Below are 25751 nucleotides of genomic sequence, written 5' to 3' on the forward strand. Positions count from 1 at the left end.
GCCCACAGCCTAGGCCGCCACCCGCACCGCCCCGGGGACGCCATGCCCGGGATCAGCGCACCCAGTTCTTGAGGGGCTCGGTGTCCAGGGAGATGCCCACCGGGTCGGGCAGCTGGACGGCCTTGCCGAAGGGGAGGGTGTGGACCGTCTCGTAGCGGACGCCGTCGGACCGGCTGTGGACGACGACCTCGGCGGAGTCCCGGTCGATCAGGAGGTAGACCGGAATGCCGGCCTCGGCATAGGCCCGGGGCTTCTCCACGCGAGCACGACGGTCGGCGTCGGAGTCGTAGGAGGTGACCTCCGCGACCATCAGGACTGCGCCGGTCGGCGCCCAGTCCCCGTACCCGACGAATGCGTCGGCGTCGGCGAGCGTGCCGTCGGGGCGAGCACGCCCGTCCCGGTAGCCGTCGAGCCTCAGGCCTTGATCATGCAGATAGAGCTCCGGCCGGGCCTGGATGCAGATCCGCAGAAGCCACTGGATGATGCGGCCGCGGTCGCCGTCCGGCGCGGGTTTGATCCCCAACTTCCCGTTGATGAGCTCCAACTGGATGCCCTCGACCGTCCGACCCAGGTGACGGGCGAACTCCTCGAACTGCTCGGGCAGAATCTGCGGGCGCTCGGAGATCGCAGCCACGGGCCCCTCCTCCTGGACACCATCCGGGGCAACGAGGTCCCCGGCGGGTGGTTACGGGCCGCTCGGCTCCGATCACGGCCCAGCCGGCCGAGGCGCCCCTCGTATGACGCAGGTCACATGGGGGGCGGAAATTCCGGGGACGGATTCCCCGTTTGCGAGTACGTTGGAAGAAGCGGGGAGAATTTCCCCGGTATCCTGATGAGGAGCAGTCGTCGTGACCACCACCGCCGAGTCGGTCCGTCCCGCCGGGAGCGCGCGTACGCCGAAGTTGCGTGCGGACGCGAGCCGGAACCGGGAGCGGATCGTGCTGGCGGCCCGGGACGCGTTCGTCGAGCACGGTGCGGACGCACCGCTGGACGAGATCGCGAAGCGGGCGGGGGTCGGCAATGCCACGCTGTACCGGAACTTCCCGGACCGGGTGGCGCTGATCCACGAGGTGGCGGTGCTCGTCAAGAACCGCATCCTGGCCCTCGCCGAGACGGCGACGGCCGAGGCGGACGCTCCTGACGGCGGCGGCCCGTTCGACGCCCTCCAGCGGTTCGCGCACGCGTCCGTCGGGGAGAAGGTCGGCGGTCTCTGCACCCTGTTCAGCAACCATGTCGACCCGTTCGACCCGGAGTTGACCGAGATCCGGGAGCGCCTGCAGGCCGCCGTGGGCGGGCTGATGGAGCGCGCCCGGGCCGCGGGCGAGCTACGGTCGGACGTCGACCACGGTGACCTGTTCATCGCGATGAGCCAGCTGACCCGGCCACTGCCGAACACCGCCTGCCGACTGCTCGACGACTTCGTCCACCGGCACCTGCAGATCTTCCTGGACGGTCTGCGCGCGCCGGCCGCTTCGGTGCTGCCCGGCCGGGCCGCGACCTTCGAGGACTTCCAGCCCCAGAACTGACCCGACCACCAGTACCGACCGCCCGACGGCGCCCTGTCGCGCCCCGGCACACCCTTTCACCGCACCTTCCCCGTGCGGCAACCCGCCGTTCCCGTACGGCATTCGACCGTTCACGCACACCACACGCACCGTGAAGTGAGTACCCCCATGCCTCAAACCGACGCCCGACCGGCGACGCTGCCCGATCCCCGGCGCTGGAAGGCCCTGATATTCATCGGGCTCGCCCAGCTGATGGTCGTCCTCGACGCCACCATCGTGAACATCGCCCTGCCGTCCGCGCAGCGCGACCTGGGCATCTCCGACGGAAACCGCCAGTGGGTGATCACCGCCTACGCGCTGGCCTTCGGCGGCCTGCTGCTGTTCGGCGGCCGGATCGCGGACCTCTGGGGCCGCAAGCGGACCTTCATCGTCGGCCTGACCGGCTTCGCCCTCGCCTCCGCGCTCGGCGGCGCCGCGGCCAACACCGCGATGCTGCTCGGCGCCCGCGCGCTCCAGGGCGTGTTCGGCGCGCTGCTCGCGCCGGCCGCGCTGTCGCTGCTCGCGGTGAGCTTCACCGAGGCGCGTGAGCGCGCCAAGGCCTTCGGCATCTACGGCGCGATCGCCGGTGGCGGCGGCGCCATCGGTCTGATCCTCGGCGGCCTGCTCACCGAGTACATGAACTGGCGCTGGACCTTCTTCGTCAACATCCCGTTCGCCATCGTGGCCGCCGCGGGCGCCGTGCTGGTGATCCGCGAGCCCGCCGAGGGCCGCAACCGCAACCGGCTGGACGTCCCCGGCGTGCTGCTGGTGACCACCGGTCTGGTCGCGCTGGTCTACGGCTTCACCCGCGCCGAGTCCGACGGCTGGTCGTCCGGCAGCACCATCGGGCTGTTCATCGCGGCCGCCGTGCTGCTGACCGCCTTCGTGCTGGTGGAGCGCCGGGTCAAGGCCCCGCTGCTGCCGCTGCGCGTGGTGCTCGACCGCAACCGCGGCGGGGTGTACCTGTCGCTGGGCATGGCCGTGATCGGCATGTTCGGTCTGTTCCTCTTCCTGACCTACTACCTGCAGATCGTGCTCGGCTACAGCCCGGTTCTGACCGGCGTCGCCTTCCTGCCGATGGTGGCGGGCATGATCACCGGCTCGACCCAGATCGGCGCCCGGCTGATGACCAGGGTCCCCGCGCGCTACCTGATGGCGCCCGGCTTCCTGGTCGCCTCGGTCGGCATGTTCCTGCTGGCCCACATCGGCGTGGACACCTCGTACCCGGCGCTGATCCTGCCCGGCCTGGTCCTGATGGGCCTCGGCATGGGCACCGCGTTCATGCCGGCCATGAGCCTCGCCACCCACGGCGTCCAGCCGCGCGACGCGGGCGTGGCCTCGGCCATGGTCAACACCTCGCAGCAGGTCGGCGGCGCCATCGGCACCGCGCTGCTGAACACCATCGCGGCCAGCGCGACCACCGGGTGGCTCGCCGCGCACGCCACCGCGGCGGCCACCTCGCCGGAGGCCGCCAAGGCGTTCCAGTTCCAGGGCATGGTGCACGGCTTCTCGACCGCGATCTGGGTGTCCTTCGGGATCCTGGTGGCGGCCGCCGCGGTCGCCTTCACCTTCGTCAACGCCGGCCGGCCGGGTGCCGCGGCGGGCTCGGACACGGGCGCGGCGAAGGAGAACGAGGTGCCGGTGCTGGTGCACTGACGGCCGGGGGTTTGCTCGGGTGCGTACGCGGCCCGTCCGGTGTCCTCCAGGACACCGGGCGGGCCGCTCGCCGTTCGGGGCCGCGGAGCCAGGTGGCCGGAGGGCCGGGTGACCGGGGGCCGCGGAGCCGGGTGACCGGGGGGGCCGAAGCCCCGAAGGGCTCCGGGGAGCCGCCAAGGACCCCCGGGGTGGAAGTGGGGATCACTCCCCGATTATGGTGGCCCCCAGTGCGAATCGGGGACTCCTCCCCGTTTCCTTCGGACCGAGGTGCGTGCACATGACCCGGAATCAGAGCCCTGGGCGGGGGCAGCGGGCCGCCGACTGGGCGGACGGCCGGCTGGGGATCCACACCCTGGCCAGGGCGAACCTGCGGAAGATCTTCCCGGACCACTGGTCCTTCATGCTGGGCGAGATCTGCCTCTACACCTTCCTGATCATCATCCTGACCGGTGTCTGGCTGACGCTGTTCTTCAAGCCCAGCATGGGCGAGGTGGTCTACGCGGGCTCGTACGTCCCGCTCAAGGGCGTCCCGATGTCGGAGGCCTACGCCTCCACGGTGGACATCAGCTTCGAGGTCCGCGGCGGACTGCTGATCCGCCAGATCCACCACTGGGCGGCGATCGTCTTCGTCGCCGCCATGTTCGTCCACATGATGCGGGTGTTCTTCACCGGCGCGTTCCGCAAGCCGCGCGAGATCAACTGGGTCTTCGGCTTCCTGCTGCTCTTCCTCGGCATGCTGGACGGCTTCTTCGGCTACTCGCTCCCGGACGACCTGCTCTCCGGCACCGGCATCCGGTTCATCGAGGGCTCGATCCTCGCCGTCCCGCTGGTCGGCACGTACATCCAGATGTTCCTGTTCGGGGGCGAGTTCCCCGGCCACGACATCGTGCCGCGCTTCTTCACGATCCACGTGCTGCTGGTCCCGGGCATCATGCTCGGCCTGCTGGTGGCGCACCTGATCCTGGTCTTCTACCACAAGCACACCCAGTGGGCGGGCCCCGGCAGGACCGAGAAGAACGTCGTCGGCATGCCGCTGATGCCGGTCTACCTGGCCAAGGCCGGTGGCTTCTTCTTCCTGGTCTTCGGCATCATCGCGCTGGTGGCCGCGATCGCGACCGTCAACCCGATCTGGGCGTACGGCCCGTACCGGCCGGACCAGGTCTCCACCGACGCCCAGCCCGACTGGTACATGGGCTTCGCCGAAGGCCTGATCCGGATCATGCCCGGCTGGGAGGTCGGGCTGTGGGGGCACACCCTCAACCTCGGGGTGCTCATCCCGTTCGCGCTGTTCCCGCTGGTCCTGGGCGCCATCGCCGCCTACCCGTTCCTGGAGGGCTGGGTGACCGACGACGAGCGGGAGCACCACCTGCTCGACCGGCCGCGCAACGCGCCCGTCCGCACCGCGCTCGGCGCCGCCTGGATCAGCCTCTACCTGGTGGCGCTGGTGGCCGGCGGCAACGACCTGATCGCCACCCACCTGCACGTGTCGCTCAACTCCATCACCTACGCCGCCCGCGTCGGCTTCTTCGCCGTCCCGGTCGCCGTCTTCGTCATCACCAAGCGCTGGTGCCTGGGCCTCCAGCGCCGGGACCGCGACAAGGTGCTGCACGGGCGCGAGACCGGCGTCGTCAAGCGCCTGCCGCACGGCGAGTTCACCGAGGTGCACGCCCGGCTCTCGCCGCGGGAACTGCACCGGCTCACGGCGCACGAACAGCCCCGCCCCCTCGAACCGCCCGCCCCGGTGGACGAGAATGGAGTGGCCCGCCCGGCCGGTGTGCTCACCCGCACCCGGACCCGGCTCTCCCGCGGGTTCCACGGCGAGGGCAGCCGGATCCCCAAGCCCACCGCCGAGGAGTTCCGCGAGATCACCGAGGGCCACGGGCACTGACCCGCACCCCCGATGGCACAGGGAGGACAGGTGCACCACCGAACCGACCGGCTCGCCGACAGCAAGTACCTCCTGCTCACCACCTTCGACGAGGACGGCAGCCGGATGGAATCGCAGCTCTGGGTGGTGCCCGACGGCACGGCCCTCGGGGTCTGGGCCCCGGCCCACTCCGGCGAGGCCGACCGGATCCGCCGCCACCCCCGGGTGCTGATCGGCCCCTGCGACGCCCACGGGCGCCCCACCGGCCGCCCGGTCCCCGCCCGGGCGCGGCTCTGCGACGCCGACGACACCGCCCGCTACCGCACCTCGCTGATCAACAAGTACGGCCTGACGGCGCTGGTCGTGCTGGCCCGCAGCCGGTTCCGGGTGGGGCTGGCCGGGACGGTCGGCATCCGGATCACGCTGAACGAACTGGAACAGCGGCTGGTCGGTCCGGACTGGCAGCCGCCGAGCGGCTACTGCGTCAACTGACGGACCGCGTCGACCGACGGGCCGCCGATCCCCATCGAGTGCCGGGGCCCCGGAAAGGGGCGGCCCCGGCGCTCGGCGCTTCCGAAGCCGTTCACGACGGCGGGTGGGAGGTCACGGCGGTAGGCAGGGCGTCGGGGGACGCCGGGACGGGCCCGGGGCCTGCGAGCCGGGGCCTGCGGGCCGGAAGTCAGGACAGCGGGTGCGTCGGGACCGGGCTGACCTCCTGGATCTCGCCGTGGGCCTTGGTGAGCAGCTGCGAGGCGAGCTCGTTGAGCGCGCGGGCCCCCGCGATCTCCTCACCGACCCTCAGCTGTTCCGGGTCGGAGGGGTGGCGGCTGCTGTAGCCGTGGGCGCGCAGTTCGCTCCCGTCGCCGAGCCGCAGCAGTGCGGCGGCGCTGGTCCGCGGCCCCTCTTCGCGGAACTCCATCTCGATGTGCCAACCGACCAGAGTCTGCATGGCGGATCACCTCCATCGGTTACTCCTCCAGAGTGCGCCGCACCCACCGTGAACACCAGGCCAGCCCGACGGGGGCGACATCCGGAGTCGAGTTGAACGCGTTCAACTCGACCGCGTAGAGTCGGCGGGGCAAGTCATTTGAACGCGTTCAAGGGGGTGTGCCCGCGATGGGAAAGGGCACCACGGAGCTGGTCGACCTGCTGATCCTGCTCGGCATGGGCGCCGTCGTCCCGCTCGGCCTCGCCCTCGTCGACGAGCCCGGGCTCACCCGGATCCGCCGGCTCTGGCCGCTCGCCGCCGTACCCGGCGCGCTCTCGCTCTGGCTGCCCCGCGGCGGTCCGGCCACCGGCTGCGCCCTGCTCTACGCGCTCGGCACCCTGGCCGTCGCCCTGCACGCGCCGCTGCGGCTGGCCCGCACCCGCTCGCTCGCGCCCGCCGAGATCGCGGTGCTCACCGCGCTCGCCGCACCCTCGGTGGCCGGGGTCGCCCTCGTCGCCGAACGCTCCGGGTACCCGCTGTTCGGCTTCGAACCGCACATCCTGGCGCTCACCGTGCCGCACTTCCACTACGCCGGGTTCACCGCCGCCCTGGTCGCCGGACTGGTCTGCCGCGCCGCCCGCCCGGGCTCGGCCGCGGCCCGCTGCGCGGCGCTCAGCGTCCCGGCGGGCACCCTGCTGGTGCTGGCCGGATACTTCCTCGGCAACTGGTGGCAGTTCGCCGGGGCCGCCGTACTGACCACCGGAATGTGGCTGGTCGGCCTGGTCACCTGGCGCGAACTGCGGCCCCGCAGCGGCGATCCCGTCACCGCCCGGCTGCTCGCCGCCTCCTCGGCCGTCCTCGCGCTCACCATGCTGCTCGCCCTCTGGTGGGCACTCGGCCGGGCGGCCGGACTCCCCCACCCGACCCTGACCTGGATGGCCGCCACCCACGGCGTCGGAAACGCGCTCGGCTTCGCGCTCTGCGCCCTGCTCGCCTGGCGCCGGATCGCGGCCGATCGGACCGCCGCGGGCCGCACCGCCATGGACCGCACTGCCGCGGAACGGACCGCCATGGACCGGGCCGCAGCGGCCGGGACCGCCGTCACGGAGACCGCTCGATGAACGACTACAGCTACCCCGAGCAGGGCGCCAGCCGCACCGGCGAGCTGCCCGCCGGCTACAACCACCTGCGGCACAGCGCCCTCATCGGCCACGGCCGCCCCGCGCTGGAGGCCGCCGGCGCCGCCCTGCTCGACTGGCGGATGCACCGGCTCGCGGGCGTCCGGATCGACGCGGCGGCCGACCGGGCCGCCCCCGGCGTCGCCGTGCGGTGCGCCATCGGCCTCGGCCCGCTGCGGGCCGGCGCCCCCAACCGGGTGCTGGCCGCGGTCGACGGCCCGGACCGGTACGGCTTCACCTACGGGACCAGGACCGGGCACCTGGCCCGGGGCGAGGAGACCTTCCTGGTCGAGCTGACCCCGGACGGCGGGGTCCGGTTCTCCGTCACCGCCTTCAGCCGACCGGTCGCCCGGTACGCCCGGCTCGCCGGCCCCCTGCTCCCCCTCGCCCAACGCGCCTTCGCCCGCCACTGCGGCCGCGTCCTGGCCCGGATCGCGGCCCGGGCCGGCTGAGCACCGGCCGCCCCCGCTCACCCGACGCGCCTTCACCCACCACTGCGCACGCCCACCGACCCGGAGCACGGCGCGGGCCGGCCCGACGGCGGGCGGCCCGCAGGTAAATCCGCTCGTCGGGGCGGTGGTCCGTTCGGGATGATCGGCGGATGATGTCGATACGACCGGTCCTGGAGATCTTCGCCCCCGACGGCTTCGCGCTCTGGCCGACGGGCAGCCATGAGCCGTACGGGAGCCTCACGCTGAACGGGCGGCTCACGGCGGCCGAGGTCGGTACGGCGGTGTGGCTGCTGGCCGACTGCAACGACGTCGAGCCCGAGTCCGAGCCGGCCGAGGAGCGCGGGCCGCGCCCGGCGGACCCGCTGGGCGGCTTCCTGCACGGGCTGCTCACCGAGTCGCACCCGTACGCCCCCGGCGGCCTGGTGGTGACCGACTCCGCCACCGGCGCCGTCTTCGAACCGGGCTGCTGCAACGGCCTGGAGGACTGGCGCGAGTGGCTGAACGTCACGGACGGCTCCGGCACGGCCTGGTTCGGGCACGACCCCGACGCCCGGGCCGAGTGCGTCGGCCGGGTCGTCCGGCTGACCCGGAACGCCGAGAACGCCGAGAACGGCGAGGGCCCGGTGATCGAGCTGCCGGTGGACGAACTGCGCCGGCTGCTCGCCGGAGTCGAGCGGGACCTGCGGGACTTCCTCGCCCTGGCCGCGCGCTGGGCCGGGCAGCAGCTGCCCGAGCACGCCGCCGCCGTCACCGCCGCGCTCGCCCGGGCACTGGACCTGGAACCGGCCCCGGAGCCGGCCCCGGAGCTTCCGTCATGACCAGCTTCCACACCCACCGGGCCCGGGTGCACGACGCCGCGCTCCCGCCGTACCGGCGGCACAGCGCGCTGCGCACCTGTCTGACCCGCTTCGCGCCGTACGGCCTGCGGGCGACGTACCACCACCTCACCGTCAGCGCCCGGATGCCGCGCTTCCTGGAGGCCGACCCGGAGTCGCTGGTCCGCGCGGTGGACGAGCTGCACGAGGCGCGCGAGCTGTGGCGGGCCCGGGCCGAGGAGTACGCGGCGCGGCGCCGGGTGCAGAAGCGGGCCGGGCGGCGGCGGGCGCCGGAGACGGCGTGGTGGCACCAACGCTGGTGGGGATCGCCGAACGCGGCCTGGGAGCACGACCCGTTCCTGCACCCGCCGCTGCGGCTGCCCGACTACGTCCGGCGGCAGCACGCGCTGCTGGACGGCGTCGAACTGCCCGGCTGTCCGGCCTGCGGGGAGCAGGGCCCGCCGGTGGGGATCCCGACCGGGCACGGCCGCGCCGAACTCTGCCGCGGCTGCGCCCGGGTGCTGACCCCCTGCGGCTGCGAGCGGTGGCACAGCTTCGAGCCCTCGCTGCGGGTCGGCTGGAGCCGGACCTGGCGGCGGGAGCACATGACCGGCACCGGCGAGCCGAGCCCGCACTGGCCGGGCGTGCGGGGCACGGCCCGGGTGGAGCGGCTGGAGTCGTACACGGTCGACCTGGAGTCAGGTGTGGTGCGCCGGGACCGCGACCAGTAGCGCGCCGCTGTCCTGGACCCGGACCTCGAAGTGGTCGATGTCCCCGGGCTGGAGGGCCGCCCCGCCGGTGGTGCGCACGGTGCCGTCCCCGCCCCCGTAGCCGCTCGCGGGGACGGACCAGCTGGTGACCGTCTGCTGCTCGCCGGTGCGCGAGACAGCGACCAGCCGGCACGTCAACGGGCCTTGGACGCCGGAGAGTTGCAGGCTCACCCGGGTGCCCCAGGTGGCGCCGTCCAGGCCGACGGTGGCGTGCGCGCCGGTACTCGGGTCGGTGGCGCTGAACTGCTCGGCCACCGCGACCACGGCGGGCGCGTGCTCGGCGGTGAGCACCGCGGCGGTGACGGCGGGGCCGGCCGCGACCATCGCGGTCGCGGCCAGGGCCAGCACCAGTCGCCGGGTCCGGCCCCGCCGCCGGGTGGCGCCGACCTCGGCGACCAGGCGGTCCAGCAGCTGCGGGCCCGGTTGCGGGGCGGGGCCGGCCGGGTCCGTTCCGGCCGCCCGCACGGTGGCCGAGTACTCGGCCAACAGCGGTTCCACGGGGCCGAGTTCGGCCACCTGTTCGGCGCACTGCGGGCAGTCGGCGAGGTGCCGTTCGAAGGCGGTGCGCTCGGCGGGCTCCAGCAGGCCGAGGACGTACGCGCCGACGTCCGCGTGCTCCGGGCCGCCGCCGGGCGTCCGGTCGGGGTCCGGGTCGGGGTGTCCGGTCACGATGTCACTCCCCGTTCCTCCAGCGCGAGCCTGAGCGAGCGCAGCGCGTAGAACACCCGCGAGCGCACCGTCCCGGCCGGGATGCCGAGTTCGGCGGCCGCCTCGACGGCCGTACGGCCCTTCAGGTAGGTCTCGACGATGATCTCCCGGTGCGCGGGCGAGAGGTCGGCCAGTGCGTCCGCGACGGTCATCATCCGCAGGGCCCGGTCGGTCTCGTCCTCGGCGGGCAGCTGCTCCAGCACCGCGGCGTCCACCTCCCGCGGCCGGGCCATGGCGCTGCGGTGACCGTCGATCACGATCCGCCGGGCGACCGTGACCAGCCAGGGCCGCAGCGAGCCGGCCTCCGGGTCGAGCCGGTGGATGTTGCGCCAGGCACGGACCAGCGTCTCCTGCACCACGTCCTCGGCCCGCTGCCGGTCCCCGGCGACCAGGTGGAGCACGAACCCGAACAGCGGACCGGCGTGCTCCCGGTAGAGGGCGCGCATCAGCTCCTCGTCCGGCGCCCCCGTACCGCGGCCGCCGGCGCGTCCGACGGGGTGCTCCTCGGTCACCACTTCATCGTTGCGCACCCGGGCCTCCCGGTCGAGGGCGGTCGGGACCGGTCAGTAGCCCGGGGTGCTGGGCATCGGGTTGCTGGGCGCCGGCGTGCTGGGCGCCGGGGTGGCGGGCATCTGCGGGGAACCGGCCGCGGTGCCCGCCCTGCCGCCGCTCGGGGTCAGCGCGAACCAGGTGCCGCCGACGCCCTGGCCCTTGGTGTCGCCGGGCTTGGTGTCCGGCGAGTAGCGGTAGGCCGGCCAGCCGTTCAGGGTGACCTGCTCGGTGCCGTCGGCGCGGGTGACCGTGCCGACCAGCTTGCTGTCGATGCCCTTCACCGTGACGTTGCCGTTGGCGTGCTCGGGCGGCCAGATGACGGCGCAGCTGCCGTTGCAGGAGGACTCCGGCGGGCTGTTCCGGTCCTGGTCGAAGCGGTAGAGCGTGAAGCCGGCGCTGTCGGTGACGATCGTGCCCAGCTTCGGGTCCTGGGCGGTCCGCACGGTGACGCTCGCCGGGGCGCTCGGGCTGCTCGACGGGTGCGACGAGCCGCCGGACGACCCGCAGCCGGCGATCAGGGCGGCGGCCGCGATGCCGGAGGCGGTCAGGGCCAGGGTCCGGCGGGTGCGGAGTGTGGTGGGCATGGGGTGCCTCCCGCGGGGGAAGGGGTCGGGACGGACCGGACACCCTTCTGTACGGGTGGTGGCCGCCGAGTGCTCAACCCCGGCGCCGGGAGTTCCCCGAGCCCCCGCGACTCCCCCGGAATACGCCGCCGACCGGCACCGTTGTGCCGGGCGACGGTCTGAGCCGCCACCTCCGGAAGGGAAGGAATCACGAGATGAGCAGCACGGTCGAGCTGACCAAGGAGAACTTCGACGACATCGTCCCGGGCCCGGAGGGCAAGGACTTCGTCTTCATCGACTTCTGGGCCGGGTGGTGCGGGCCGTGCCGCCAGTTCGCCCCGGTGTTCGAGAAGGCGGCCGAGCGCCACCCCGACCTGGTCTTCGCCAAGGTGGACACCGAGGCGCAGCACGAGCTGGCCGCCGCGTTCGAGGTCCAGTCGATCCCGACGCTGGCGATCGTCCGCGAGGGCGTACTCGTCTTCTCGCAGCCCGGCGCCCTGCCGGAGACGGTGTTCGAGGACCTGATCAACCAGGCCCGCAACCTGGACATGGCCGATGTGAAGCGCAAGGTCGCCGAGGAGCGGGCGGCCGGCGGCCAGGCCTGATCCGGACGCGGCCGGGCCCGGTCCGGACGCCCGAGGGCCCGGGGAGCACCGTCTCCCGGGGCCCTCGCCCTACCCGGCCGCGGCCGCTCAGGCCGGTTCGGCGCCCCAGGCGGCGAGCCGGGCCGCGAGCGCCCGCACCTCGGCGCGCAGCGCGGCGGGCTCCCGGACGGTGAACGGCCACCCCAGGCCGGCCAGCAGCACCGCGACGCCGTCGAGGTTCTGCGCCCGGGCCCGCAGCAGCACGCGGTCCTCGGCGAGTTCGGTGAGCGTGCCGACGGCGGGCGGAAGCCGGCGGCGGGCCTCGGCGAGGCCGACCGCCAGCTCCACCTCCACCCGGTGCCGCCAGGGCGCACCGGCCAGTGACTCCACCACCTGCTGGACCGGGTCGAAGTCCTCGGGCGGCTCGAAGCCCGCCTCGCCCTGCTCGACCCGGGTGATCCGGTCCAGCCGGAAGGTGCGCGGCTCGCCGCTCCGGTGGTCGAGGCCGGTGGTGTACCAGCGCCCGGAGTGGAAGACCAGCCCGTACGGGTCGAACTCGCGCTCACTGGGCCGGTCCTCGCGGTCCCGGTAGGCGAGCCGCACCCGGCGCCGCCGGCGGGCCGCCTCGGCCAGGGTGAACAGCGCTGCGGCGGCCGGGCCCGGGCCGGTGGCCGGGACGGCGGTGAGGCCCAGGGTCTGCTCGACGGCGGAGACCCGGTCGCGCAGCGAGGGCGGGAGCACCCGCTGGATCTTGGCGAGGGCGGTCCCGGTGGCCTCCTCCCCCACCGACAGGCCGGAGCTGCGGCCGGCCAGCAGGCCGAGCACGACGGAGACGGCCTCCTCCGGGTTGAGCATCAGCGGCGGCAGCCGGTAGCCGGGCCGCAGGCGGTAGCCCCCGTAGCGGCCCCGGTCGGCCTGGACGGGGATGCCGAGCTCGGCCAGCCGGGAAACGTAGCGGCGGACGGTGCGCTCGTCCACGTCGAGCCGGGCGGCCAGTTCGGCGCCGGTCAGGCCGGGGCGGTCCTGGAGCAGTTCCAGCAGGGCGAGGACACGGCTGACCGGGTGCTCCACCGTGCGTTCCTCCCGTCTCCTCGTCGTCTCCCGCCGGCTCCGAACCGGCTCCGCGCCGCCTCCGTGCCGCCCTTGCGGACGGCTCTTCCGCCGGCCCCTTCCGGACGCCGTCCGGACACCCTCCGGACGCGCGGGGACGACGCGGAGGAAATGCGGGCGACTTCTGTCCGGATCCGATCCTAGAGTCGGCGGTGGAGGAGGCCCCAGCGGGGCGAAGCCCTCCCACGGGCCCCTCGACGCCTCCGGCCCGTCGAGGCCTCCCCCGGCATCCCCACCGACGAAGGAGTGATCCCCATGAGCACGTTCGTACTGGTCCCCGGATTCTGGATCGGCGCCTGGGCCTGGGACGAGGTGGCCGAGCCGCTGCGCGCGGCCGGGCACCGCGTGTACGCCGTCAGCCTGCCCGGGGTGGCCGAACGCGCCGTCGAGACGGGCGAGTTCGGGCTGGAGGACCACATCGCCGACCTCGCCGCACTGCTGGTCCGGGAGGACCTGTCGGACGTCGTCCTGGTCGCGCACAGCGGCGCCTGCGCCCCGGTCGGCGGGCTCGCGGACCGGATGCCGGAGCGGATCCGCCGGGTGGTCTACCTGGACAGCGGCCCGCTGATCGACGGCTCCGCGGTCCAGGACCTCTGGGAGCCCGACTACCGGCGGACGGCCGAGGCCTCGCTGATCGACGGCCGTCTCCCGATGCCGTCCTGGGAGTACCTGGCCGAGCACGGCGCCAGCGTGGCGGGGCTGGACGGGGCCGCCCTCGCGCGCATCCGCTCCCGGGCCACCGCGCAGCCGGCCGGGGCGTTCCGGGACCGGCTGCGGCTGACCGGCGCCGGGGCCGCGCTGCCGCAGGCGCTGGTCTCCTGCTCCTTCCCGCTCTCCCAGGTGCGCGAGCTGATCGCCGCCGGGCACCCGTACTTCGCCGGGATGTCCGGGCCGAACTGGGAGCTGCGCGAACTGCCCACCGGGCACTGGCCGATGTTCTCCCGTCCGGCCGACACGGCGGCCCTGCTGGCGGAGCTGGCCGCGCTCTGAGCCCGTCGGCCCGGCCCGTTCCGTCCGGCGCCGGGCCGACGGGCTGTCCCGTCCGCGCCCAACGGTGTGCCCCACGGCGCCCTCGGCGTGTCCGACCGTCGCGCAACCGCGCCCGGAGCGGCAGGATGGGGCCCACGCCGTACCCGAGCGAGGAGCGAGCACCCGCCCGTCATCCCCGCTGTGCGGGCCGGGGTGGCCATCGAGACGACGGAGGACAGGGCATGACCAGCACCGCCGAGGAGTACGACGTCATCGTCCTGGGGGCCGGCCCGACCGGCGAGAACGTGGCCGACCGGACGGTCGCCGCCGGGCTGAGCACCGTGATCGTGGAGGCCGAGCTGGTCGGCGGCGAGTGCTCGTACTGGGCCTGCATGCCCAGCAAGGCGCTGCTGCGGCCGGTGGCCGCGCTGGCCGACGCCCGCGCGGTGGCCGGCTCCCGGGAGGCGGTCGACGGCCGGCGGCTGGACCCGGCCGCGGTGCTGGCCCGGCGGAACTCCTTCGCCTCCGACTGGAAGGACGACGGCCAGGTGCGGTGGCTGCGGGACACCGGCATCGAGCTGGTCCGCGGCCACGGCCGGCTGGCCGGGGAGCGGACGGTGACGGTGGAGGCCGAGGACGGCAGCGAGCGGGTGCTCACCGCCCGGCACGCCGTCGTGGTGTGCACCGGCAGCCGCCCGGTGCTGCCCGCGCACGTGCCGGGGCTCGCCGAGGCCCACCCGTGGACCAACCGGGAGGCCACCGGCTCGCAGACCGTCCCCGGGCGGCTCGCCGTGGTCGGCGGCGGGGTGGTCGGGGTGGAGATGGCCGCCGCCTGGCGGGCGCTCGGCTCCGAGGTGACGCTGCTGGTGCGCGGTGACGGGCTGCTGCCGAGGATGGAGCCGTTCGCGGGCGAGCTGGTCGCGGAGGGCCTGCGGGGCGCCGGGGTGGACCTCCGCTTCGGCACCGAGGTCACCGCGCTGGAGCGGGCGGACGGCTCCGGGCCGGTGACCCTCGCCCTCGACGGCGGCGGGACGCTGACCGTCGACGAGGTGCTGTACGCGACCGGCCGGGCCCCGCGCACCGCCGACGTCGGGCTGGAGCAGGTCGGCCTGAAGCCGGGCGACTGGCTGGAGGTGGACGACAGCTGCACGGTGCTCGGTGTGGACGGCGAGTGGCTCTACGCCGCCGGGGACGTCAACCACCGGGCGCTGCTCACCCACCAGGGCAAGTACCAGGCCCGGATCACCGGCGCGGCGATCGCCGCCCGCGCCCAGGGGCTCCCGCTGGACACCTCGCGCTGGGGCGCGCACGCCGCATCCGCCGACCTCGCGGGCGCGCCCCAGGTGGTGTTCACCCAGCCCGAGGTCGCCGCCGTCGGTCTGACCCGGGCCGCCGCCGAGGCGGCCGGGCTGCGGGTGAAGACCGTCGACCACGAGATCGGCTCCGTCGCCGGGGCCTCGCTCTACGGCGACGACTACCGCGGCCGGGCCCGGGTGGTCTTCGACCTGGACCGGAAGGTGCTCGTCGGCGCCTGCCTGGTCGGCCCCGGGGTGGCCGAACTGCTGCACTCGGCCACCGTCGCGGTGGTCGGCGAGGTGCCGATCGACCGGCTCTGGCACGCGGTGCCCTCCTACCCGACGATCAGCGAGGTCTGGCTGCGGCTGCTGGAGGACTGCCGGGGGTAGCGACGCACGGTCCGCGGGCGGGCGGGCGGCGCTCCCGCGGGCGGGCGGGCGGCGCTCCCGCGGGCCGGCACCCGGGCGGCCGGCGCTCCCGCGGGCCCTCGTTCGTCCCCCGGACGGCCCTCGTTCGTGTCGGCCTCCCGGGTGACCGGCGCGGCGAGAGGTGGCCGCCGGTGGTCGGCGGGACACTGGCAGTCGGGGGCCGTCCCGGGGGGCCGTGCACATGACCAGGTGGTGTGAGGCATGACCGAGGTGCTGTTGGCCGTCGGAACCGAGAAGGGCCTCTTTCTCGGCCGCAGCCGCGACCGGCTGACGTGGGAGTTCAGCGGGCCGCACTTCCCGATGAACGCGATCTACTCGGTCTCCATCGACCGCCGCGACGGCCGGACCAGAGTGCTGGTCGGCGCCGACAGCAGCCACTGGGGCCCCTCGGTCTGGCGCTCCGACGACCTCGGCGCCGGCTGGTACGAGCCGCCGCGGCCGGCCATCCGCTTCCCCGAGTCCACCGGCGCCTCGCTCACCCGGGTCTGGCAGCTCCAGCCCGCCGGGGCGGAGGCCCCCGGCGTCGTCTACGCGGGCACCGAACCGGCCGCGCTGTTCCGCTCCACCGACGGCGGCGAGAGCTTCGCGCTGGTCGAGCCGCTCTGGAACCACCCGCAGCGGTCGCAGTGGGGCGCCGGGTACGGCGGCCAGGGCCTGCACACCATCCTGACCGACCCGCGCGACCCGCAGCGGCTGCTGGTCGCCGTCTCCAGCGGCGGCGTCTACCGCAGCAAGGACGGCGGCGACAGCTGGCAGCCCTCCAACACCGGCCTGCGCGCCGAGTTCCTCCCGGAGGAGGGCCAGTACCCCGAGTTCGGCCAGTGCGTGCACAAGATCGCCCAGGACCCCGTCCACCCGGACCGGCTCTACCTCCAGAACCACGGCGGCGTCTACCGCAGCGACGACTGGGGCGCCGGCTGGCACTCGATCGTGGACGGGCTGCCCGCCGAGTTCGGCTTCGCCGTGGCCGCCCACCCGCGCCGGGCCGGCACCGCCTACCTCTTCCCGCTCGGCGGCTCGGACGACCGCATCCCGCCCGGCCGCCGCTGCCGGGTCTTCCGCACCACCGACGGCGGCACCAGCTGGCAGCAGCTCGCCCAGGGCCTGCCCGGCGAGGACCACTACGGCATCGTGCTGCGCGACGCCCTGCGCACCGACGACGCCGACCCGGCGGGCATCTACTTCGGCAACCGGACCGGCGACGTGTACGGCAGCCGGGACGAGGGCGAGAGCTGGTCGCTGCTGCTCTCCCACCTGCCGGACGTGCTCTGCGTCCGGGCCGCGGTGGTGGCCTGAAATAACCGGTTGCCGGACGGCAGAGCCTCGGTGAGCATGGGCCGCCGACGAACGATCGCACGATTGTGGGGTGGGCCATGGCCGAGGACTGGGTGGTCAGGCGCGGTGCCGACGGCGAGCCGGTGCTGCGCTACCTGCTGGACGAGCGGGAGGGACGGCCCTGGGCCGACCTGCTGGAGGTCCTGGACGGATCGGTGGACGCCGCCGGGTTCATCCGGGCCGAGCTGCCCGGCTGGGTGGTCTCCGGCCCTCCCGCGCTCGGGCAGGAGCTGGTGACGCACGGCGCGCGGGTGCTGCGGCACGCCCACACCTTCCGCCGCGACCTGCGCGCCGATCCCCCGCCCGCCGACTGGGCCGGGACGCCGCTGCGCGAGGGCCTGCGGACGGTGCCCTGCGACCGCGCGCCCGAGGAGCTGTACGAGGCCTGGCGGGGCGCGTTCCACCCCGGCCACGTCGACTTCTACCCGGGTGAGAAGGCCCAGGTGCTGGCCGAGCGGCTCGGCCTGCTGCTCGAAGGGAAGGTCATCGGCCCGGTGCTGCCGTCCAGCCTGCTGGCGGTGGACGCCGAGGACCGCGTGGTCGCCGGGCTGATCCTCACCGACCGCGACGGCCGGCCGTGGATCGCCGACGTCTTCCGCCACCCGGAGCGCGGCTACCGCGGTCTCGGCGCCGACATGCTGCGCCGCACCGTCGGGGACGCCGCCGCGCGCGGGCTCGCCGACGTGACCCTCGTGGTGTCCGAGGGCAACCCGGCCCGCCGGCTCTACGAGTCGCTGGGCTTCCTGCTCCAGGAGACCTCGCTCACGGTGGTCGTGCCCGACGCCGCCTAGCTAGCCCTTGTCCTTGTGCCCGCCCTCGACGCGGGCGCCGCGCACCACGACCATGGTCAGGCCGACCGCGACCAGCAGCTCCGCCCAGAAGAACGCCGCGTAGTCCAGCAGCGAACCGATCGGCGGGTTGCCGGGCGCGTGCTCCGGACGGCCCGCCGGTGCGGCGGCGCGCTCATCGGCCTGCTCCCACGGTCGGCGGTGGCGGTTCCGGGTGCCGCCTGTCCCGCCACCCTCCGGGCGGCCGCGGCCGGGGCGCAACCGCACGGGGCCGATCGGGGCGGCCGGCGCCGGCCGAAGACTCGGCAAAACAGGCTGGTCGCAGGGGCTGTGTAGGCTCAACGGTCATGGCGAGGGTGACACGGGACGATGTGGCGCGGGTGGCGGGGACGTCCACGGCGGTCGTGAGTTATGTGATCAACGACGGGCCGCGGCCGGTGGCGGCGGCGACCCGGGCGCGCGTGCTCGCGGCGGTCGAGGAGCTCGGCTACCGGCCGAACCGGGTCGCCCAGGCGATGGCCCGGCGGCGGACCGACCTGCTCGGGATGGTCGTGCCGGACGCCCGCCAGCCGTTCTTCGCCGGGCTCGCGCACGCCGTCGAGCAGGCCGCCGCCGAGCACGGCCGGCTGCTGCTGATCGGCAACTCCGACTACGCCGACGAACGCGAGGCCCACTACATCCGCGCCTTCCTCGGGATGCAGGTGGACGGTCTGATCCTGGTCACCCAGGACCCGGCCACCCCCGGGCTGACCGGCTTCGACGTGGCCGACGGCACCCCCGTCGTACTGCTGCACCACCGGGCGGAGAGCACCGGCGGCGTAGCCGTGGTCGCGGACGACCAGGGCGGCGCCCGCGAGGTGGTCCGCCACCTGCTCGGGCACGGCCACGCCGAGGTGCACTGCTTCGGCGGCACCCTCGCGCTCAGCCCGCACGACCCGGTCACCGGGCGGACGGCCGGCTGGGCCGCCGCGCTGGAGGAGGCCGGGCTGCCCGTCGAGGGGCGGCTCGTCCCGGCCCCGTTCGACCGGGTCCGGGCGCACGCCGAGGCGCTCGCCCTGCTCGCCCGGCCCGACCGGCCGTCCGCCGTGTTCTGCACGACGGACGACCAGGCGATCGGCCTGCTGCGGGCCGCCGACGACCTCGGCATCCGGGTGCCGGAGGACCTCGCGGTGGCCGGCTTCGACGACATCGCCGAGGCGGTGATCGCCGGGCCCGCCCTGACCACCGTCGCCACGGCGCAGGACGAGATGGCCCGCGCCGCGCTGGAACTCGTCCTCGGCGGGCCGGAGCGCCGTGCCCGGGGCGCCCGCACCTTCCCGGCCCAGCTGGTGGTCCGGCGCTCCTGCGGCTGCCCGCCGGCCGCGGCCTGACCCCCGGGGTGCCCGGGGGCGCCGGGGCGAGAGGATCCGGGGCCGCTCAGTCTTCGAGCAGTTCGTCCGCGAGCAGGTCCATCAGCAGGTTGTCGTGCCAGGTGCCGTCCGGGCCGCGCTCGTACTGGCGCATGGTGCCGACGGTGCGGAAGCCGACCTTGGCGTAGCAGCGGATCGCGGCGAGGTTGTCCTCCGCAGGGTCGATCACCAGCCGGTGGTAGTGGTGGTCGTGCACCAGGTGCCTGGCCATCGTGCGCACGGCGTCGGTGCCCAGGCCCAGGCCGTGCACCGTCGGATCGAGGTAGAGGTCCATCCCGGCGTGCCGGTACTCGTCGTCGTTGTTGGCGTACCACTGGATGGCACCGACCACCTTGCCGCCGAGGTCGATCGCGAAGGTCTCGGTGCCGGGAGACTCCAGGTCGTTGGCGACCTCGCCGGCCAGGTCGTCGCCGCCCCGCCAGCGGGAGAACACCTCGGGCGTGCCGCGGATGGCCGCCAACGCCGGGATGTCCTCGCCGGTGGCCGGGCGGAGCGTGACCAAGGTGCCGTGAAGAATCGTCCCCATATGGGGCATGTTGGCACGGAAACCCGGCTCCGGCGAGTGTTTTCGGACCGCCGTCCGGCCCTTCCGGCGTGCGGCCGCCGGGCCGGGGCGGCAGGGCCCGTGGGATGGGCGGCCGGGCGTCAGGCCGCGGGGGGCGCCGGGTCGCCGAGGGGGCCGAGCCAGACGGCGGTGACGGAGCTGACGTAGCGGGCGCCGCAGCGGTCGTCGGGGACGACGAGCTGCGGGCCGGCCGCGTCCAGCGGGGCGCCGTCCATGCTGGTGGCGAGCAGGATCTGCTGACCGCCGAAGTCCGGGTCGATCTCGGCCCAGGAGACCACCGCCCGGTGGCCGTCGGCGCCGGCCACCGAGAGCAGGAAGCGCAGCCGCTGCTTGCGGCCGGAGAAGTCGATCCGCGGGCGGGCGGCGCGCAGCACGTCCAGCAGTGTCGGGCCCTCGTAGCCGTGGCGCTGTTCGCCCGCGCTCCGGCAGTCGAAACCGACCTCGACCCGGCGGGCGGGGAGGGCGCGCAGTTGCGCCACCGTCAGCTCGGCGGGGCGGTCGAGGTGGCCGTGGAGTCGGACGGTGGGTCTCGCCGGGGTCATGGGTGCTCCCTCCTCGCGGGCCACGGCGCCGCGGCCCGCGAGGAGGACTACCCGAGGGGGCGCTCGGGCATTCGCAAGTGCCAGGGCGAATGCCGCCATTCATCCGCAATTGCGATTGCTAAACCCCTGCGCGGCCGGTATCTGCGATCAGCCGCCGTCGAACTGCGGCGCCCGGCGGACGGGGCGCAGCCGTCGCGGAGCGGGAGGAACCGGAAAGATTCTCCGCGACGTGTCGATCTGGCACCATCCGGTTCGACGCAGGGGTGAGAGGCGGGGAGAGACCCCGCCCGCACGACCGAGGAGTCACCATGCCGCGCTTCATGACGCTGATCCGCATCGACGAGCAGGCCCGCGAGGGATGGGAGCCGGACCCGGACTTCGAGCAGCGGATGGGGGCCCTGTTCGAGGAGATCACCAAGGCCGGCGTGATGCTGGAGACGGCCGGCCTCACCCCGAGCTCCCAGGGCACCCGGCTGACCTGGACCGGCGGAAAGATCGGCTTCACCGACGGGCCGTTCACCGAGACCAAGGAGGTCGTCGGCGGCTACGCCCTCCTCCAGTGCAAGGACCACGCCGAGGCCCTGGAGTGGACCCGCCGCTTCCTGCGGGCCCACCCGGTGCACTGGCAGGTCGAGGCGGAGGTCCGGCAGATCGACGAGATGCCCGAGCCGCGGAATTGACGTCGTGGCCGTGCTTGCCCCCCTCTCCGGCGGCTGCTCTGATGGGTGGCCGTGACGGAGAGGGTTGTTACCCGAGGAACCACGGCGGCGGCCGTCGAGACGGCGTTCCGGATCGAGTCCGCCCGGATCATCGCCGGGGTCGCCCGGATCGTACGGGACGTGGGCATCGCCGAGGAACTGGCGCAGGACGCACTGGTGGCCGCGCTGGAGCAGTGGCCGCAGGAGGGTGTCCCGGACAATCCGGGCGCCTGGCTGACGGCGACCGCCCGGCACCGGGCGATCGACCTGGTCCGCCGCCGGGAGGTCTACGCCCGCAAGCTCGCCGAGGTGGGACGGACGGCGCAGGACACGCCGCCCCCGGAGCCGGCCGGGCCGGAGGACATCGACGACGACCTGCTGCGGCTGATCTTCACCGCCTGCCACCCGGCGCTGTCGGCGGAGTCCCGGATCGCCCTCACCCTCCGGCTGCTCGGCGGGCTGGCCACGCCGGAGATCGCCCGCGCCTTCCTGGTGCCCGAGTCGACGGTGGCGCAGCGGATCGTCCGGGCCAAGCGGACGCTGGCGAAGGCGGGGGTGCCGTTCGAGGTGCCGTACGGGGAGGACCGGGCGCAGCGGCTCTCCTCGGTGCTGGAGGTCATCTACCTGATCTTCAACGAGGGCTACTCGGCGACCGCCGGGGACGACCTGATCCGCCCCCAGCTGTGCGAGGACGCGCTGCGGCTGGCTCGGGTGCTGGCCGCGCTGATCCCGGCGGAACCGGAGGCCCACGGGCTGGCCGCGCTGCTGGAGTTCCAGGCCTCGCGCACGGCCACCCGGACGGGCCCGGACGGTCGGCCGCTGCTGCTGGCCGAGCAGAACCGGGCCCGCTGGGACGGGCTGCTGATCCGGCGCGGCTTCGACGCCCTGCGGCGGGCGGGAACCGGGCCGTACTCGGTCCAGGCCGCGATCGCCGCCTGCCACGCCAAGGCGCGGCGGTACGAGGACACCGACTGGGCGACCATCGCCGCGCTGTACGAGCGGCTACTGGCGCTGTCGCCGTCCCCGGTGGTGGCGCTGAACCGGGCGGTGGCGGTCTCGATGGCCCGGGGCCCGGCCGCGGCACTGGAGCTGGTGGACGAGCTGGCGGCGGAGCCGGCGCTGCGCGGCTACCACCTGCTGCCGAGCGTGCGGGGCGATCTGCTGGCCCGGCTGGGGCGGGTGGCGGAGGCCCGGGCGGAGTTCGAGCGGGCGGCGGGGCTGACCCGCAACGAGCGGGAGCGGCAGCTGCTGCTGGAGCGGGCGACGGCGCCCGACCAGGCCGGGCCAGGACGCCGGGGCAGGTCGCAGGGGCCGGGGCCAGGGCCGGGGCCGGGGCCCGCAGCAGACTAGGCGTCCTCCAGGCGCAGCCGGGCGCTGACCGTGCCGAGGCCCTCGGCGAGCACGGCGAGCTGCTCGCGGGTGAGCACGTCGATCAGCAGCTCGCGCACCAGGGCGACGTGTCCGGGCGCGGCCTGGCGCAGCGCCTCCCGCCCCTGGTCGGTCAGTTCGGCGATGACGCCGCGCACGTCGCTGGGACAGGAGCGGCGGGCGACCAGGCCGGCCCGCTCCAGCTGGGTGACCTGGTAGGTCAGGCCGCTCTTGGAGGTGACCAGCTTGTCGGCGAGTTCGGTCATCCGCAGCGAGCCGCCGGGGGCCGCGGACAGGTGCACCAGGATCTCGTACTGCTGGTGGGAGAGCCCGGAGTCCTCCTTGAGCTGGCGTTCCAGCCGCCGGTTCAGCAGGTTGCTCGCGACGACGAAGCCCCGCCAGGCGGCCGCCTCGTCCGGGTCCAGCCAGCGGGGTTCGTTCAGTGAGGGCATGGGGTGAAGCCTACTCCTGTTGTTCAAATTCGAACGAAGGTGTACCGTCGATCCCATAGACGGTTCAAATTTGAACTATCCCTGTCGAACGGTCCCGAGGAGGACGCCATGAGCACCGCGGCCCCCGAGCGCATGCCCGCCCTGTACCTGTCGCACGGCGCGCCGCCGCTGGCCGACGACCCGGTCTGGCCGGGCGAACTGGCCGCCTGGTCCGCCGACCTGCCCCGACCCAGGGCGGTCCTCATGGTCTCCGCCCACTGGGAGGAGGCCCCGCTCGCCCTCGGCGCCGTCACCACCGTCCCGCTGGTGTACGACTTCTGGGGCTTCCCCGAGCACTACTACCGGGTCCAGTACGCCGCCCCCGGCGCACCGGAACTCGCCGAACGCGTGCGCAAGCTGCTGCGCGCCCCCGGCACGCCCGTCCAGGACATCCCCGAGCGCGGACTCGACCACGGCGCGTACGTCCCGCTGGTGGAGATGTACCCGGACGCCGACGTCCCGGTGCTCCAGGTCTCGCTGCCCACCTCGACCCGCAGCGGCTGATGGAGATCGGCCGCAAGCTCGCCCCGCTCCGCGACGAGGGCGTGCTGATCGTCGGCAGCGGCTTCTTCACCCACAACCTCCGGGCGCTCAGCAACGACGGCCGGATCACCTCGGTGATGGCCGAGTTCGACGACTGGGGCCGGCGCGCCCTGGAGGCCCACGACCTGGACGCGCTGCTCGACTTCGAGCACAAGGCCCCGGCCGGACGCCTCGCCCACCCCCGCACCGAGCACTTCGCCCCGCTGTTCGTCACCCTCGGCGCCGGCGAGGGCGACCTGGACAGCCAGCGCAGCGTCATCGACGGGTTCTGGATGGGCCTGGCCAAGCGCTCGATCCAGCTGGGCTGAACCCCTCGTGCGGAACCTCCCGGGGTTCCGCGCGAGGAACGGCGGTCGGGGCGCCCGCCGGTGCACCCGGGCTACCCCGACCCCGCCGTCCGGCCTATCGTGTGACGCTCCGTCGAAGGAGTGATCATGCGCAACGGCGACGCCGTACGAACCGCCCTGGAAGCCTCACTGGCGGTCCTCGCCCCGCACACCGCGGACCGCGACTGGGACCTGCCCGCCGGACTCCTGGAATGGAGCTGCCGCGACACCGCCGCCCACATCGCCCACGACCTGCTCGCCTACGCCGGCCAGCTCGCCGCCCGCCCCCGGGACCGCTACCTGCCGCTGGACCTCACCGTCCGGCCCGAGGCCGACCCGGCCCAGGTGCTCACCGTGGTCACCGCCGCCGGACAGCTCCTCGCCACCGCCCTGGACGCCGCCCCGCCCGAGCTGCGCGCCTACCACCACGGGCCCTGCGATCCGTCCGGCTTCGCCGCCATGGGCGTCGCCGAGACCCTGCTGCACACCCACGACATCACCAGCGGCCTCGGCCTGCCCTGGCGGCCGCCCGCCGAGCTGTGCCGCCTCGTGCTCGACCGGCTCTTCCCGCACGCGCCGCAGGAGCCGGCCGCCCACCCGGCGGAGGTCCTGCTCTGGTGCACCGGGCGCGGGGAACTGAACGGCCGCCCGCGCGAGTCCTCGTGGATCTGGCGGGCGGCCGTGGGCGAGTGGCCGGAGTGAGGCCGGCCCGACCGGTCAGGCGGCCCCGGTCGCGACCCGCTCGGCCTGGCTGCGCTCGACGCAGAACTCGTTGCCCTCGGGGTCGGCCAGGGTGACCCAGCCCTTGCCGTCCGGGGTGCGGTGGTCGGCCAGCACGGTGGCGCCCAGGGCGACCAGGCGCTCCACCTCCTCGTCCCGGCCGCGGTCCTGCGGCTGGAGGTCGAGGTGGGTCCGGTTCTTCACCGACTTGCCCTCGGGCACCCGGATGAAGAGCAGCGAGGCGCCGGCGGAGTCCACCAGCGCCTCGTCGTCACCGGGGTTGTCGTCCTCCCCCAGGGTGCCCTCCAGCGCCCGGGCCCAGAAGGCGGCCAGGGCGTGCGGGTCGGCGCAGTCGATCGTCACATGTCGTACCAGAGAAGCCATGCGTCCACTCTCACCTGCACCGTTCGATTTCGTCCAGCCTTTTCCGGGAGTGCCGGTGCCCGTCCAGCGGGTACGGCGGGAAGGCCGGGACGATCTCCGTGAAGGCGTAGCCGCTCTTCTCCGCGACCCGGCAGGAGGCGTGGTTGTCGCCCGCATGGAGCAGGTCGATCCGGCGCAGGCCGTCCTCGGCGAAGGTGGCGAAGGCCCAGGTGGTGAGGGCCTCCACCGCGCGCGGGGCCACCCCCCGGCCGCGGGCCGGGGCGGTCGTCCAGTACCCCACCTCCGCCGTCCCCCCGCCGGGGGCGGGGTACTTGAGCGCGACGTTGCCGACCAGCTCGCCGCCGTCCAGGACGGCGAAGCTGTACCGGGTGCCGGCCGCCCGGCCCTCCTCCTGGGCGCGCAGCCAGTGCGCGGCCTGGTCGGCGTCGTCCACCAGGGTACGGAGGAAGCGGCGCAGGGTCTCGTCCCGGTAGGCCTCGATCAGGGCCGGCGCGTCGGCGTCCTCGAACGGGCGCAGCAGCAGGCCGTCGGCCATCGGCAGTGCGGCGACGGTCACTTGAGGCCCTCCCAGCCCCAGCGCGGGGTCGGGCCGGGATCGCCGAGGTCGGTGCCGACCGGGGAGGCGGAGACGTCCTCGGCGATCCTGGTGCCCCAGTCGAAGTACTCCAGCACCCGGCGGCGCAGCAGCTCGTCCTCGGGCAGCTCGGCGCGGACGGCCTCGGCCATCAGCTCCATCCAGCGCAGCCGCTGCTCCTCGGTGATGGCCAGGCCCAGGTGGGCGCGGAGCAGCGCCTGGTGACCGCCCAGTTCACCGGTGTAGCCCGCCGGGCCGCCGAAGACCTCGGCCAGCCAGACCGCGACGCGCTCGATGTGGGTGGGGGTGAAGTCGGCGAAGACCGGGGCGAGCAGGGGGTCGGCGAGGACGTCCCGGTAGAAGGTGCGGCTGAGCCGGCGCAGGGCGTCGATGCCGCCGACGGCCTCGTAGAGCGGGCCGGACCGTTGATCGTTCATGGGTGTGCTCCCCGTGGTTGGACCGTGCGTTGCGACCTTCCTAGCAGGCTGGGGCGCGAACAGCTGGCCGGGGCCCGCTGTTCGCGCCGGGTTCGGCGAGCGCCGGGTTCGGCGAGCGGCGGGTACGGCGAGCGGCGGGTACGGCGGGTTC

At 74.4% G+C, this 25751-nt stretch carries 30 protein-coding genes and 1 pseudogene; 18 read left to right on the forward strand and 13 right to left on the reverse strand.

Annotation, left to right across the window (positions count from 1 at the left end; genetic code table 11):
- Positions 1–52: 52 nt before the first annotated feature.
- A complete protein-coding gene (locus ACFVHV_RS07075; RefSeq protein WP_380349404.1) occupies positions 53–634 on the reverse strand; it encodes a Uma2 family endonuclease in 582 nt (193 codons plus the stop codon).
- Between the two features lie 214 nt (positions 635–848).
- Here ACFVHV_RS07075 and ACFVHV_RS07080 point away from each other — a divergent pair, with 214 nt between their 5' ends.
- From ACFVHV_RS07080 to ACFVHV_RS07095, 4 genes are all read left to right on the forward strand, one after another.
- The gene (locus ACFVHV_RS07080; RefSeq protein ID WP_359912386.1) at positions 849–1526 is read left to right on the forward strand and encodes a TetR/AcrR family transcriptional regulator; all 678 of its coding nucleotides are present in this window, start codon (positions 849–851) and stop codon (positions 1524–1526) included.
- A gap of 147 nt (positions 1527–1673) precedes the next feature.
- A complete protein-coding gene (locus tag ACFVHV_RS07085) occupies positions 1674–3200 on the forward strand; it encodes an MFS transporter (RefSeq protein WP_359912383.1) in 1527 nt (508 codons plus the stop codon).
- 277 nt (positions 3201–3477) lie between these two features.
- Positions 3478–5088, forward strand: coding sequence for a cytochrome bc complex cytochrome b subunit (locus ACFVHV_RS07090; RefSeq protein ID WP_380349407.1), 1611 nt, complete (start codon positions 3478–3480; stop codon positions 5086–5088).
- A 30-nt stretch (positions 5089–5118) separates the two neighbouring features.
- Positions 5119–5559 (forward strand): PPOX class F420-dependent oxidoreductase, encoded by a 441-nt coding sequence (locus tag ACFVHV_RS07095; protein WP_359900187.1) that lies wholly within the window; start codon positions 5119–5121, stop codon positions 5557–5559.
- Between the two features lie 187 nt (positions 5560–5746).
- Here ACFVHV_RS07095 and ACFVHV_RS07100 read toward each other — a convergent pair whose 3' ends face one another.
- The gene (locus tag ACFVHV_RS07100) at positions 5747–6016 is read right to left on the reverse strand and encodes a DUF1876 domain-containing protein (RefSeq protein WP_359900185.1); all 270 of its coding nucleotides are present in this window, start codon (positions 6014–6016) and stop codon (positions 5747–5749) included.
- 167 nt (positions 6017–6183) lie between these two features.
- On the opposite strand from ACFVHV_RS07100, the gene ACFVHV_RS07105 reads away from it, so the two are divergent.
- The 4 genes from ACFVHV_RS07105 (at position 6184) to ACFVHV_RS07120 (ending at position 9171) form a co-directional block, all read left to right on the forward strand.
- Positions 6184–7116 (forward strand): YndJ family protein, encoded by a 933-nt coding sequence (locus ACFVHV_RS07105; RefSeq protein ID WP_359900183.1) that lies wholly within the window; start codon positions 6184–6186, stop codon positions 7114–7116.
- Positions 7113–7625, forward strand: a complete 513-nt coding sequence (locus tag ACFVHV_RS07110; RefSeq protein WP_359900181.1) for a DUF1990 domain-containing protein — start codon at positions 7113–7115, stop codon at positions 7623–7625. Before ACFVHV_RS07105 ends, ACFVHV_RS07110 begins: the two co-directional genes overlap by 4 nt.
- Before the next feature lie 149 nt (positions 7626–7774).
- The gene (locus tag ACFVHV_RS07115) at positions 7775–8443 is read left to right on the forward strand and encodes a hypothetical protein (RefSeq protein ID WP_380349412.1); all 669 of its coding nucleotides are present in this window, start codon (positions 7775–7777) and stop codon (positions 8441–8443) included.
- Positions 8440–9171, forward strand: coding sequence for a hypothetical protein (locus ACFVHV_RS07120; protein ID WP_380349415.1), 732 nt, complete (start codon positions 8440–8442; stop codon positions 9169–9171). Before ACFVHV_RS07115 ends, ACFVHV_RS07120 begins: the two co-directional genes overlap by 4 nt.
- On the opposite strand, the gene ACFVHV_RS07125 is transcribed toward ACFVHV_RS07120, so the two are convergent.
- From ACFVHV_RS07125 to ACFVHV_RS07135, 3 genes are read right to left on the reverse strand one after another with little or no spacing between them, the layout of a single operon-like run.
- Complete coding sequence (locus ACFVHV_RS07125) at positions 9139–9879, reverse strand: anti-sigma factor family protein (RefSeq protein ID WP_380349418.1); 741 nt, start codon at positions 9877–9879, stop codon at positions 9139–9141. The genes ACFVHV_RS07120 and ACFVHV_RS07125 overlap by 33 nt on opposite strands.
- On the reverse strand, positions 9876–10448 hold the full coding sequence (locus ACFVHV_RS07130) for a sigma-70 family RNA polymerase sigma factor (protein ID WP_380349420.1): 573 nt from the start codon (positions 10446–10448) through the stop codon (positions 9876–9878). Before ACFVHV_RS07130 ends, ACFVHV_RS07125 begins: the two co-directional genes overlap by 4 nt.
- 33 nt (positions 10449–10481) lie before the next feature.
- Positions 10482–11054: a hypothetical protein gene (locus tag ACFVHV_RS07135; RefSeq protein WP_380349423.1), complete on the reverse strand. Its 573-nt coding sequence runs from the start codon at positions 11052–11054 to the stop codon at positions 10482–10484.
- A 194-nt stretch (positions 11055–11248) separates the two neighbouring features.
- Here ACFVHV_RS07135 and ACFVHV_RS07140 point away from each other — a divergent pair, with 194 nt between their 5' ends.
- On the forward strand, positions 11249–11638 hold the full coding sequence (locus ACFVHV_RS07140) for a thioredoxin domain-containing protein (protein WP_359900171.1): 390 nt from the start codon (positions 11249–11251) through the stop codon (positions 11636–11638).
- An 87-nt stretch (positions 11639–11725) separates the two neighbouring features.
- Here the strand turns inward: ACFVHV_RS07140 and ACFVHV_RS07145 are convergent, their stop codons facing one another.
- Positions 11726–12688, reverse strand: a complete 963-nt coding sequence (locus ACFVHV_RS07145) for a helix-turn-helix transcriptional regulator (protein WP_380349425.1) — start codon at positions 12686–12688, stop codon at positions 11726–11728.
- A gap of 294 nt (positions 12689–12982) precedes the next feature.
- Between ACFVHV_RS07145 and ACFVHV_RS07150 the strand changes: the two genes are divergently transcribed.
- The 4 genes from ACFVHV_RS07150 (at position 12983) to ACFVHV_RS07165 (ending at position 17546) form a co-directional block, all read left to right on the forward strand.
- The gene (locus ACFVHV_RS07150) at positions 12983–13717 is read left to right on the forward strand and encodes an alpha/beta fold hydrolase (RefSeq protein ID WP_380349426.1); all 735 of its coding nucleotides are present in this window, start codon (positions 12983–12985) and stop codon (positions 13715–13717) included.
- Positions 13718–13938: 221 nt separating this feature from the next.
- Positions 13939–15381: a dihydrolipoyl dehydrogenase family protein gene (locus tag ACFVHV_RS07155; RefSeq protein ID WP_380349429.1), complete on the forward strand. Its 1443-nt coding sequence runs from the start codon at positions 13939–13941 to the stop codon at positions 15379–15381.
- A 240-nt stretch (positions 15382–15621) separates the two neighbouring features.
- Positions 15622–16716, forward strand: coding sequence for an exo-alpha-sialidase (locus tag ACFVHV_RS07160; RefSeq protein WP_359900164.1), 1095 nt, complete (start codon positions 15622–15624; stop codon positions 16714–16716).
- A 77-nt stretch (positions 16717–16793) separates the two neighbouring features.
- Positions 16794–17546, forward strand: coding sequence for a GNAT family N-acetyltransferase (locus ACFVHV_RS07165; protein WP_380349432.1), 753 nt, complete (start codon positions 16794–16796; stop codon positions 17544–17546).
- On the opposite strand, the gene ACFVHV_RS07170 is transcribed toward ACFVHV_RS07165, so the two are convergent.
- Positions 17547–17810, reverse strand: coding sequence for a DUF4436 family protein (locus ACFVHV_RS07170; protein ID WP_380349435.1), 264 nt, complete (start codon positions 17808–17810; stop codon positions 17547–17549).
- Positions 17811–17890: 80 nt separating this feature from the next.
- Here ACFVHV_RS07170 and ACFVHV_RS07175 point away from each other — a divergent pair, with 80 nt between their 5' ends.
- The gene (locus ACFVHV_RS07175) at positions 17891–18913 is read left to right on the forward strand and encodes a LacI family DNA-binding transcriptional regulator (protein WP_359900158.1); all 1023 of its coding nucleotides are present in this window, start codon (positions 17891–17893) and stop codon (positions 18911–18913) included.
- Between the two features lie 46 nt (positions 18914–18959).
- Here ACFVHV_RS07175 and ACFVHV_RS07180 read toward each other — a convergent pair whose 3' ends face one another.
- Together ACFVHV_RS07180 and ACFVHV_RS07185 are read right to left on the reverse strand one after the other, a co-directional pair.
- Positions 18960–19478: a GNAT family protein gene (locus ACFVHV_RS07180; RefSeq protein WP_359900156.1), complete on the reverse strand. Its 519-nt coding sequence runs from the start codon at positions 19476–19478 to the stop codon at positions 18960–18962.
- 119 nt (positions 19479–19597) lie between these two features.
- Complete coding sequence (locus tag ACFVHV_RS07185) at positions 19598–20059, reverse strand: molybdopterin-dependent oxidoreductase (protein ID WP_359900154.1); 462 nt, start codon at positions 20057–20059, stop codon at positions 19598–19600.
- 308 nt (positions 20060–20367) lie between these two features.
- Here ACFVHV_RS07185 and ACFVHV_RS07190 point away from each other — a divergent pair, with 308 nt between their 5' ends.
- Entirely contained in the window at positions 20368–20739 is a 372-nt protein-coding gene (locus ACFVHV_RS07190; protein WP_359900152.1) for a YciI family protein, read from the forward strand.
- Between the two features lie 51 nt (positions 20740–20790).
- Positions 20791–22107 carry an RNA polymerase sigma factor gene (locus ACFVHV_RS07195; RefSeq protein WP_380349440.1) on the forward strand — a complete coding sequence of 439 codons (1317 nt, stop codon included), beginning with the start codon at positions 20791–20793 and terminating at the stop codon, positions 22105–22107.
- Here the strand turns inward: ACFVHV_RS07195 and ACFVHV_RS07200 are convergent.
- Complete coding sequence (locus ACFVHV_RS07200) at positions 22104–22568, reverse strand: MarR family transcriptional regulator (protein WP_359900199.1); 465 nt, start codon at positions 22566–22568, stop codon at positions 22104–22106. The genes ACFVHV_RS07195 and ACFVHV_RS07200 overlap by 4 nt on opposite strands.
- A 117-nt stretch (positions 22569–22685) precedes the next feature.
- Here ACFVHV_RS07200 and ACFVHV_RS07205 point away from each other — a divergent pair.
- Together ACFVHV_RS07205 and ACFVHV_RS07210 are read left to right on the forward strand one after the other, a co-directional pair.
- Positions 22686–23467 (forward strand): annotated as a pseudogene (locus ACFVHV_RS07205) (dioxygenase).
- Between the two features lie 126 nt (positions 23468–23593).
- Positions 23594–24187 (forward strand): maleylpyruvate isomerase N-terminal domain-containing protein, encoded by a 594-nt coding sequence (locus tag ACFVHV_RS07210; RefSeq protein WP_359900147.1) that lies wholly within the window; start codon positions 23594–23596, stop codon positions 24185–24187.
- Between the two features lie 15 nt (positions 24188–24202).
- On the opposite strand, the gene ACFVHV_RS07215 is transcribed toward ACFVHV_RS07210, so the two are convergent.
- Genes ACFVHV_RS07215 through ACFVHV_RS07225 form a run of 3 tightly spaced genes read right to left on the reverse strand, consistent with a single transcriptional unit; the run spans position 24203 to position 25600 of the window.
- Positions 24203–24589 (reverse strand): VOC family protein, encoded by a 387-nt coding sequence (locus tag ACFVHV_RS07215; RefSeq protein ID WP_359900145.1) that lies wholly within the window; start codon positions 24587–24589, stop codon positions 24203–24205.
- A 10-nt stretch (positions 24590–24599) separates the two neighbouring features.
- On the reverse strand, positions 24600–25124 hold the full coding sequence (locus ACFVHV_RS07220) for a GNAT family N-acetyltransferase (RefSeq protein ID WP_359900197.1): 525 nt from the start codon (positions 25122–25124) through the stop codon (positions 24600–24602).
- A 17-nt stretch (positions 25125–25141) separates the two neighbouring features.
- Complete coding sequence (locus ACFVHV_RS07225) at positions 25142–25600, reverse strand: group II truncated hemoglobin (protein ID WP_380349443.1); 459 nt, start codon at positions 25598–25600, stop codon at positions 25142–25144.
- Positions 25601–25751 lie beyond the last annotated feature (151 nt).

The sequence above is a fragment of the Kitasatospora sp. NPDC127116 genome (assembly GCF_042677365.1).
Classification (GTDB): Bacteria; Actinomycetota; Actinomycetes; order Streptomycetales; family Streptomycetaceae; genus Kitasatospora; species Kitasatospora lactacystinica.

Excerpts from the sequence above, each read along its gene's own strand:
- ACFVHV_RS07105 (WP_359900183.1), top strand. The coding sequence starts at position 6,184 with ATGGGAAAGGGCACCACGGAGCTGGTCGACCTGCTGATCCTGCTCGGC.
- ACFVHV_RS07165 (WP_380349432.1), top strand. The coding sequence starts at position 16,794 with ATGGCCGAGGACTGGGTGGTCAGGCGCGGTGCCGACGGCGAGCCGGTG.
- ACFVHV_RS07140 (WP_359900171.1), top strand. The coding sequence starts at position 11,249 with ATGAGCAGCACGGTCGAGCTGACCAAGGAGAACTTCGACGACATCGTC.
- ACFVHV_RS07135 (WP_380349423.1), bottom strand. The coding sequence starts at position 11,054 with ATGCCCACCACACTCCGCACCCGCCGGACCCTGGCCCTGACCGCCTCC.
- ACFVHV_RS07115 (WP_380349412.1), top strand. The coding sequence starts at position 7,775 with ATGATGTCGATACGACCGGTCCTGGAGATCTTCGCCCCCGACGGCTTC.
- ACFVHV_RS07090 (WP_380349407.1), top strand. The coding sequence starts at position 3,478 with ATGACCCGGAATCAGAGCCCTGGGCGGGGGCAGCGGGCCGCCGACTGG.
- ACFVHV_RS07215 (WP_359900145.1), bottom strand. The coding sequence starts at position 24,589 with ATGGCTTCTCTGGTACGACATGTGACGATCGACTGCGCCGACCCGCAC.
- ACFVHV_RS07100 (WP_359900185.1), bottom strand. The coding sequence starts at position 6,016 with ATGCAGACTCTGGTCGGTTGGCACATCGAGATGGAGTTCCGCGAAGAG.
- ACFVHV_RS07150 (WP_380349426.1), top strand. The coding sequence starts at position 12,983 with ATGAGCACGTTCGTACTGGTCCCCGGATTCTGGATCGGCGCCTGGGCC.
- ACFVHV_RS07185 (WP_359900154.1), bottom strand. The coding sequence starts at position 20,059 with ATGACCCCGGCGAGACCCACCGTCCGACTCCACGGCCACCTCGACCGC.
- ACFVHV_RS07180 (WP_359900156.1), bottom strand. The coding sequence starts at position 19,478 with ATGGGGACGATTCTTCACGGCACCTTGGTCACGCTCCGCCCGGCCACC.
- ACFVHV_RS07210 (WP_359900147.1), top strand. The coding sequence starts at position 23,594 with ATGCGCAACGGCGACGCCGTACGAACCGCCCTGGAAGCCTCACTGGCG.
- ACFVHV_RS07155 (WP_380349429.1), top strand. The coding sequence starts at position 13,939 with ATGACCAGCACCGCCGAGGAGTACGACGTCATCGTCCTGGGGGCCGGC.
- ACFVHV_RS07160 (WP_359900164.1), top strand. The coding sequence starts at position 15,622 with ATGACCGAGGTGCTGTTGGCCGTCGGAACCGAGAAGGGCCTCTTTCTC.
- ACFVHV_RS07220 (WP_359900197.1), bottom strand. The coding sequence starts at position 25,124 with ATGGCCGACGGCCTGCTGCTGCGCCCGTTCGAGGACGCCGACGCGCCG.
- ACFVHV_RS07120 (WP_380349415.1), top strand. The coding sequence starts at position 8,440 with ATGACCAGCTTCCACACCCACCGGGCCCGGGTGCACGACGCCGCGCTC.
- ACFVHV_RS07190 (WP_359900152.1), top strand. The coding sequence starts at position 20,368 with ATGCCGCGCTTCATGACGCTGATCCGCATCGACGAGCAGGCCCGCGAG.
- ACFVHV_RS07110 (WP_359900181.1), top strand. The coding sequence starts at position 7,113 with ATGAACGACTACAGCTACCCCGAGCAGGGCGCCAGCCGCACCGGCGAG.
- ACFVHV_RS07225 (WP_380349443.1), bottom strand. The coding sequence starts at position 25,600 with ATGAACGATCAACGGTCCGGCCCGCTCTACGAGGCCGTCGGCGGCATC.
- ACFVHV_RS07085 (WP_359912383.1), top strand. The coding sequence starts at position 1,674 with ATGCCTCAAACCGACGCCCGACCGGCGACGCTGCCCGATCCCCGGCGC.
- ACFVHV_RS07175 (WP_359900158.1), top strand. The coding sequence starts at position 17,891 with ATGGCGAGGGTGACACGGGACGATGTGGCGCGGGTGGCGGGGACGTCC.